General features: G+C 64.2%; 10 protein-coding genes. All 10 read right to left on the bottom strand.

The genetic code is table 11. The features are described 5' to 3' along the window. A partial coding sequence (locus tag MR825_RS13580; RefSeq protein WP_287881185.1) for a ribosomal protein S19 family protein occupies positions 1 to 115 on the bottom strand: 115 nt, incomplete at its 3' end. A gap of 14 nt (positions 116 to 129) precedes the next feature. Next, positions 130 to 963: a 50S ribosomal protein L2 gene (gene rplB / locus MR825_RS13575; protein ID WP_287881183.1), complete on the bottom strand. Its 834-nt coding sequence runs from the start codon at positions 961 to 963 to the stop codon at positions 130 to 132. 15 nt (positions 964 to 978) lie between these two features. Then, entirely contained in the window at positions 979 to 1,278 is a 300-nt protein-coding gene (rplW, locus tag MR825_RS13570) for a 50S ribosomal protein L23 (protein WP_186907531.1), read from the bottom strand. Continuing rightward, a complete protein-coding gene (gene rplD / locus MR825_RS13565) occupies positions 1,278 to 1,892 on the bottom strand; it encodes a 50S ribosomal protein L4 (protein WP_186907530.1) in 615 nt (204 codons plus the stop codon). Before rplD ends, rplW begins: the two co-directional genes overlap by 1 nt. Positions 1,893 to 1,909: 17 nt before the next feature. Next, a complete protein-coding gene (rplC, locus tag MR825_RS13560; protein WP_256176186.1) occupies positions 1,910 to 2,635 on the bottom strand; it encodes a 50S ribosomal protein L3 in 726 nt (241 codons plus the stop codon). A 245-nt stretch (positions 2,636 to 2,880) separates the two neighbouring features. Continuing rightward, a complete protein-coding gene (gene rpsJ, locus MR825_RS13555; protein WP_186907528.1) occupies positions 2,881 to 3,195 on the bottom strand; it encodes a 30S ribosomal protein S10 in 315 nt (104 codons plus the stop codon). A 347-nt stretch (positions 3,196 to 3,542) separates the two neighbouring features. After that, positions 3,543 to 4,949 carry a shikimate dehydrogenase gene (gene aroE, locus MR825_RS13550; RefSeq protein WP_256176185.1) on the bottom strand — a complete coding sequence of 469 codons (1,407 nt, stop codon included), beginning with the start codon at positions 4,947 to 4,949 and terminating at the stop codon, positions 3,543 to 3,545. Positions 4,950 to 4,972: 23 nt separating this feature from the next. Further along, entirely contained in the window at positions 4,973 to 5,425 is a 453-nt protein-coding gene (gene aroQ / locus MR825_RS13545) for a type II 3-dehydroquinate dehydratase (RefSeq protein WP_186907526.1), read from the bottom strand. Beyond that, positions 5,422 to 5,916, bottom strand: coding sequence for a shikimate kinase (locus tag MR825_RS13540; RefSeq protein ID WP_186907525.1), 495 nt, complete (start codon positions 5,914 to 5,916; stop codon positions 5,422 to 5,424). The genes aroQ and MR825_RS13540 overlap by 4 nt, the downstream gene beginning before the upstream one ends. Continuing rightward, a complete protein-coding gene (locus tag MR825_RS13535; RefSeq protein WP_287881179.1) occupies positions 5,913 to 7,067 on the bottom strand; it encodes a bifunctional chorismate mutase/prephenate dehydratase in 1,155 nt (384 codons plus the stop codon). Before MR825_RS13535 ends, MR825_RS13540 begins: the two co-directional genes overlap by 4 nt. Between the last annotated feature and the right edge of the window lie 315 nt (positions 7,068 to 7,382).

The raw sequence follows: 7,382 nt of genomic DNA, 5'->3' as shown, positions 1-7,382 counted from the left end.
TGGAGGCGCGGCTCCAGGTCTTGAGGACCTTCTTCTCGCCGTTCTTGTTCATTTCATCGACCCGCTTGAGCAGCTCGGGGGCGCAAAACGGGCCTTTCTTGATGCTTCTAGACATGTTTTACTACCTCCTTACTTGCTGTTGCGATGCTTGACGATGAACTTCTCGGTACGGCTCTTCGTCTTGCGGGTCTTGTAGCCCAGGGCCGGCTTGCCCCAGGGAGTGACCGGGCCGGGACGGCCGACCGGGCTCTTGCCCTCGCCGCCGCCGTGGGGGTGGTCGTTGGGGTTCATGACGGAGCCGCGGACGGTGGGCCGCCAGCCCATGTGGCGCTTGCGGCCGGCCTTGCCGATCTGGACGTTGCCGTGGTCGGTGTTGCCCACCTGGCCGATGGTGGCCTTGCACTCCTCGCGGACGTAGCGCACCTCGCCGGAGGGAAGGCGGACCTGGGCCATGCCGTTCTCCTTGGCCATCAGCTGCGCGGCCACACCGGCGGCGCGGACCAGCTGGGCCCCCTTGCCGGGGTAGAGCTCGATGCAGTGCAGCAGCTCGCCCACAGGGATCTTGCTGATGGGCAGACAGTTGCCGGGCAGGATGTCGGCGTCGGGGCCGGTCATGATGATGTGGCCGGCCTTCAGGCCAACGGGCGCCAGGATATAGCGGCGCTCGCCGTCCTCATACTCGATCAGGGCGATGTTGGCGGAGCGGTTGGGGTCGTACTGGAGGTTGATGACCGTGGCCTTGCCCTCTTTATCGCGCTTGAAGTCGATAATGCGGTATTTCTTCTTATTGCCGCCGCCGCGGTGACGCACGGTAATGCGGCCGTAGCTGTTGCGCCCGGCGTTCTTCTTCAGATTCTCAGTCAGGCTGCGCTCGGGCTTGGCCTTCTTGTCGATGCCCTCGAAGGCGCTCACCGTCATGTGGCGGCGGGAGGGCGTCGTGGGCTTATAAGTTTTAATAGCCATTGTTCGTTATCCTCCTTACACCATGCCTTCGAAGAACTCGATGGTCTTGGAATCCTCGGTGAGGGTGACCATGGCCTTCTTCCAGGAGGGCCGGCGGCCGGCGGGGTAACGGCCGGTGCGTTTCTCCTTGCCCTGCATGTTCAGGGTGTTGACCTTGGCGACCTTAACGCCGAAGATCTCCTCGACGGCCTTGGCGATCTCGATCTTGTTCGCGGACTTGGCCACCTCGAAGGTGTACTTCTTGCCCTCGGTCTCGGCCATGGACTGTTCGGTGATGATGGGGCGCTTAATGATATCATAAGCGGTGGTAGCCATTACGCAAACACCTCCTCGATGACGGCCAGAGCCGCCTTGTCAACGATGAACTGGTTGGCGTTGACGATGTCGTAAACGCTCAGGATCTTGGCGCTGGTGGTCACCACGCCGGGGATGTTCCGGGCGGACTTGACGACCTTGGGGCACTCGGTGACCACGACGGCCTTCTTGGACTGCACCGCGTTCAGGAAGCCCTGGAAGGTCTTGGTCTTGATCTCGTCCATACCCAGGCCGTCCACCACGATCACGTTGCCCTCCTGGGCCTTGGCGGACAGGGCGGACTTAAGCGCCAGGCGCTTGACCTTTTTGTTCAGGGTATAGCTGTAATCCCGGGGCTTGGGGGCGAAGACGATACCGCCGTGGGTCCACTGGGGCGCGCGGGTGCTGCCCTGGCGGGCGTGGCCGGTACCCTTCTGGCGCCAGGGCTTGCGGCCGCCGCCGGACACCTCGGCGCGGGTCAGGGCGGACTGAGTGCCCTGACGGCAGTTTGCCAGGTGGTTCTTGACCACGTCATGAACGACGGTCTGGTTGGGCTCGATCCCGAAGACGGCCTCGGAGAGCTCCACCTCGCCGACCTTCTTGCCGGTCATATCAACGACAGTTGCTTTAGGCATTTGGTTTCTCTCCTCTCTTACTTGTTACGGGCCGAAGCCTTCTGGGGATTGACGCGGGCGGAAGCCTTCTGCGGGTTGACGCTGGCAGCGGCCGCGGCGCCCTTCTCCTTCACGTTGATCACGCTGTTGCGCAGGTACACCAGGCCGCCCTTGGGGCCGGGAATGGCGCCCCGCACCGCGATGACGCCCAGCTCGGGGTCGACCTTGACCACGTCCAGGTTCAGAACGGTGACCTGTTCGTTGCCCATCTGACCGGCGCCGATCTTGCCCTTGAAGATGCGGGAGGGGTCGGTGCTGGAGCCCATGGAACCGGCGTGACGGTGCACGGGGCCGGTACCGTGGCTCTCCTTCAGGCGGTGAGCGCCCCAGCGCTTGATGACGCCCTGGTAGCCCTTACCCTTGCTGATGCCGGTCACGTCCACGCGGTCGCCCTCGGCGAATACGTCGGCCTTGACCTCGTCGCCCACGTTGAGCGCGTCGCAGTTGTTCAGCTTGAACTCTTTCAGCGTCTTCTTGCGCGCCTCGCCCGCCTTTTTCAAATGGCCCAGCTCAGGCTTGGTGAGCTTCTTCTCGGCCACGTCCTCGTAGCCCAGCTGCACGGCGTTGTAGCCGTCCTTTTCCGCGGTCTTCTTCTGCACCACGGTGCAGGGGCCCGCCTCGATGACGGTGACCGGGATGACCTTGCCGGCGTCGTCGAAGATCTGCGTCATGCCGACCTTCTTGCCGATAATGGCCTTTTCCATGTGTTTTCCTCCTTATAGTAAAGGTTATTGGTTGAAAAACGTGGGCATTGGCTCCCATTGGTTTTTCAACTTGACCCGTCCGCCTCAAAACGCGGCGGACTGCGGTACTCACTTCGTCACAAAGCCCGCTTCCTTCCGGTTTCCCCAGGCGCGGGGAAACCCTCACTGCGCTGCCTTGCTTCTCGTGTCCAAATCAAACCCGCTTCGCCGGGCTTTGATTCTGGTCGAGAAGATCCGTCAGGAAATCAGAGCTTGATCTCGATCTCCACGCCGGCGGGAAGGTCCAGGCTCATCAGGGCCTCCACGGTCTTGGGGGAGGGCTTGAGAATGTCGATCAGGCGCTTGTGGGTGCGGCGCTCGAACTGCTCGCGGGAGTCCTTATACTTATGGACGGCGCGCAGGATGGTCACGACCTCTTTCTTGGTGGGCAGGGGGATGGGGCCGGACACGGACGCGCCGGTGCGCTTGGCGGTCTCCACGATCTTCTCGGCGGACTGGTCGATCAGCTGATGATCATAGGCCTTCAGGCGGATACGGATCATTTCTTTTTGAGCTGCCATGGTTTGTTCCTCCTTAAAACATACGAAGTGGTGTGCGCTTTGCCGGGTCCACGCGGCGCGGCGCGGGGTGTCTTTCCTCGCTTCGTACGGTGAGAACTTCTGTACACGTTTCCGTGCGTATCACTCCGTGACATGAAGAAAACCGGCGCAAGCAGGCCGGTTTTATCCACGCGCGGCGATATACGCCGTGCACAGACTCTCAGCCGCCCGATTCTAGCTCGGACATACTCCGCGGAAGTTACCTCATTTCTGAGCAATCTCCCGCATCATCGCAGACTGCGCCCAAACAGGCGCTTGATTATGATATAGCAAAAAGCCCTTGGTGTCAAGGGCTTTTTGCTATTTATTCATGTTTTTTCGGACAAAACAGGAATCAGGCGTGCCCTCATGGCCGCCGCGTCGATCGGGACGCCGGTGAAGCGCTCCAGTGCGAGCACCGCCTGATGCACCAGCAGGCCCATGCCGTTCATGGTCCGGTGGCCCCGCTCCCGGGCCTGGCGGAGCAGTTCGGTCTCCGCCGGAGCGTAGATCAGGTCGCACACGGGCGTCTCCGGGGCCAGGGCGTCCAGGAAGGAGAGATCCTCAAACCTTCCTCCGGCGCCCGCCATGCCCAGGCTGGTGCAGTTGACCAGCAGAGCGCACTCCGCCGCCGCCCGATGCAGGGTATCCCGGTCAAAGCCCGCCGGGTGCAGCCGCTCCGGCATCCGGGCGCAGAGGGCGGCCGCCTTGTCCACCGTCCGGTTGCAGACCGTCACGTCCGCCCCCGCCTGGGCCAGCTTGAGGCACACCGCCCTGGCGGCGCCGCCGGCCCCCAGCACCAGAACCCTCCGTCCCTCCACGGTGATGTTCTCGTCCGCCAGCGCCCGCAGAAAGCCCGCGCCGTCCGTGTTGTAGCCATACGCCTTCCCATCCCGCAGGCAGACTGTGTTGACCGCCCCGATGAGGCGGGCGTCTTCATCCAGCTCGTCCATCAGCGGCAGAAGCTCCTCCTTGTGCGGCATGGTGGCATTGAAGCCGGCATATCCGGCAAACTTGGCGCACTCCAGCCACCGCCCGCACGTCCCCCGCGGTACCGGCTGGCACAGGTACACGTAATCCAGTCCCAGCGCGGCAAGCATGGCGTTCTGGATCCGGGGCGACTTGGAGTGTTCCACCGGATCGCCGATGACGCACAGTTTTTTTGTGGTGTTTTCCAGCTTCACTTCCATTGCTTCCGGTCCCTCCTCAGCGCTTTCCCGCCTGTGGTCGGGCAGCGCGGCGTTGACCAGGAAGGCCACGCCCACTCCCGCCACGGTCTCAAGGATACGGGCGGCGGCATAATAGTAGCGATCGGCGCCGGTGACCCCGGTCAAGAGGATGACACAGGGCACGATACAGGCCATCGGGCAGGCGGCGGGCCGTTTGATCAGCAGGCAGAACCACAGTCCCGCCAGGCAGATCACCGCCAGCACCGGCGCCAGGACCCAGGGCGACTCCAGCGCGCCGCCCAGCAGCAGCGTGGCCGCGCCCAGCACGCCGCCCACCGCCACGCCGATAAAGCGGGAGACCCCCTGCCGGAAGGTCTGCCCCAAGCTGCTCTGGGTGCAGACGATGCAGGCGATACAGGCATACAGGGGCCCCATGTGCCCCAGCATTCCGCCCAATTCCTCCCGGTATTCCAGTCCAAACAGGGCGAATACCCCGTAGGACAGCATGACGGCCACGGCGGTCTTGATCATACGCATGCCGATCCGGGGCAGCGCTGCTTTTTTCATGGCTTCCTCCCGTTCCAGACGTCTTACAAGGCAGGTCCGCTGTCCGGCGTTTCCCTGGAAAGGAAGTAGGACATGGCGCACTCGTAACCGAAAAGCCCCAGACCGCAGATCTGTCCCACACAGGCCGGGGCCGTGACTGAGGTATGCCGGAACGCCTCCCGCTGGTGGACGTTGGAGATATGCACCTCCATACAGGGCACGTTTACCGCCTTGAGGGCGTCCAGAATGGCATAGCTGTAATGGGTATAGGCCCCCGGGTTCATGACGATGGCGTCGTAGACCCCGTCGGCGGCATGGATGGCGTCGATCAGCACCCCTTCATGGTTGGACTGGACGCAGTCGGCCGTGGACGCGTGGGCGGCGGCAAAGTCCCGCAGCCGCGCGCACAGGGCCTCATAGCTGTTCTGGCCGTAGATCCCCGGCTCCCGCCTGCCCAGCAGGTTCAGGTTGGGTCCGTTGAGGATGAGGAATTTCATAACTGCAACGCCTCCAGTACCGCCTGCGCCGTCTCCTGGGCGGTGGCGCGGCTTGGTATGATATGCTCCGCCCACTGCCGGTAGACCGGCTCCCGCTGGCGGCAGCGCTCCAAAAAGGCTTCCCGCCCCGCCTGTCCCAGGGGGCGGTGGTCCATGCTCACATGGTCGTAGATGTCTTCCCCGTCCCGGTCCAGGAAGATCACGGTACCGCTGTATTTGAGGGATGCGATGGCGTCCGGCCGGGTCGGCAGCCCGCCGCCGCAGGCGATCACCAGATTTTCCTTCCGGGCCAGCTCCTCGGCCACCCCCAGCTCCCAATCCCGGAAAAAGGCCTCCCCTTCCGTGGCGAAGATCTCTGGGATGGACCGGCCCAGGGCCGCCTCAATGCACTGGTCGGTGTCCGCAAAGCCCATACCCAGCCGCTGGGCCAGCACGCGGCCCACGGAGGATTTTCCGCAGCCCATCATACCGATCAAAACCACGTTTTTCATGGCCGGTACCCCCTGAAGTTGCCCAGCACCCGGAACTGGGAGGACAGCTGTCCCAGCTCCTGGAGCACCCCGTCCATGCCGGGGGCGGCCAGGTCGCCGGAGAATTCCAGAAAGAACAGGTACTCCCAGCCGCGGCCTGGGATGGGCCGGGATTCCAGCTTCTCCAGATTGAGCCCCTGAACGGAGAAGACCGTCAGGATTTCATGGAGGGAGCCGCTTTGGTGGGGCAGGCGGAACAGGGCGCTGATCGTATCCCGCCCCGCCCGCAGCTCCATCACCGGGGAGACCAGCACAAAGCGGGTATAGTTCTCGCGGTTGTAGTTGATCCCCTCGGCCAGGATCTCCAGCCCGTAGCGCCGCGCGGCCCGGCGGGAGCAAATGGCGGCGGCGGTGCGGTCTCCGGTCTCGGCCACCTGTTTGGCGGAACCGGCGGTGTCCAGGGCGGGCACTCGCTTCCAGTCCCGGTGGGCGTCCAAAAACGCCTCGCACTGCATCAGCCCCTGCTCGTGGGAATAGACCGTGCAAAGCTCCTCCAGCTTCACGCCGGGCAGGGCCGTCAGGCAGTGCTCCACCTTTACCTGCCACTCCCCCACAATGTAGTACTCATATTGGGCAAGCAGGTCGTACACCTGCCGGATGGAGCCGGTGGAGCTGTTTTCGATGGGCAGCACCGCATAATCCGCCCTGCCGTCCCGCAGGGCGAGGAACACCTCTTCAAACCAGGGCAGACCCATGCTGTCCACCTCCGGCCCGAACAGGCCTGCGGCGGCCTCCTCGCTGTAGCAGCCCGGCTCTCCCTGATAGGCTACCCGCGGGTGCTCCACCGGCTGCCGGGCACAGGCCATGGCTGCGGCGCAGGCCGTCACGCCCGGCGCCGCAGCCTCCCGCACCAGCTGGCGCTGCTGGCGGCGGGAACGGCCCATGATGGTCTCGTACAGGGCCGCCACATCCGCCCGGCGGGCCGTGTCGCCGATCTGCTCCGTCTTGCCTGCGATCACCCGCCTCTCCCGCTCCGCGTCCAGTACCGGCAGGCCCCGCTCCTGCTTATACCGTCCCACCGCGCCGGTCACCTCCATCCGGCGCAGGAACAGCTCTACCAGCTGGGCGTCGATCGCGTCGATCTGCCTGCGGTATCCTTCCAATTCGGTCATGTGCCTCTCTCCTCGTTCCCGTTTCAAAAACGCCCTTATAGCCCCAGCACCGCACAGGCCGCCAGGGCCGCCGCCGCCTCGATCACCGGCACCGCCCGCGGCACGATACAGGGGTCGTGACGCGCCCACGAAACGCAGGCGTTTCGCGGGTCCCCGATCCTTTTGCATCCTCGGCGGGAGTGAATCCCGCCTGCGGCAAGGTTTTGGCCCTGCCAAAACGCTTGTACGCCGCTTACGCGGCGGCTCGCTTGCGCATGCAGGCCGTCACGACCCGATCCCCAGCACCGCACAGGCCGCCAGGGCCGCCGCCGCCTC

It is taken from the genome of Lawsonibacter sp. (assembly GCF_022777125.1).
In the GTDB taxonomy this organism is placed as follows: Bacteria; Bacillota; Clostridia; order Oscillospirales; family Oscillospiraceae; genus Lawsonibacter_A; species Lawsonibacter_A hominis.
This window is presented reverse-complemented; position numbering and strand designations above follow the sequence as displayed.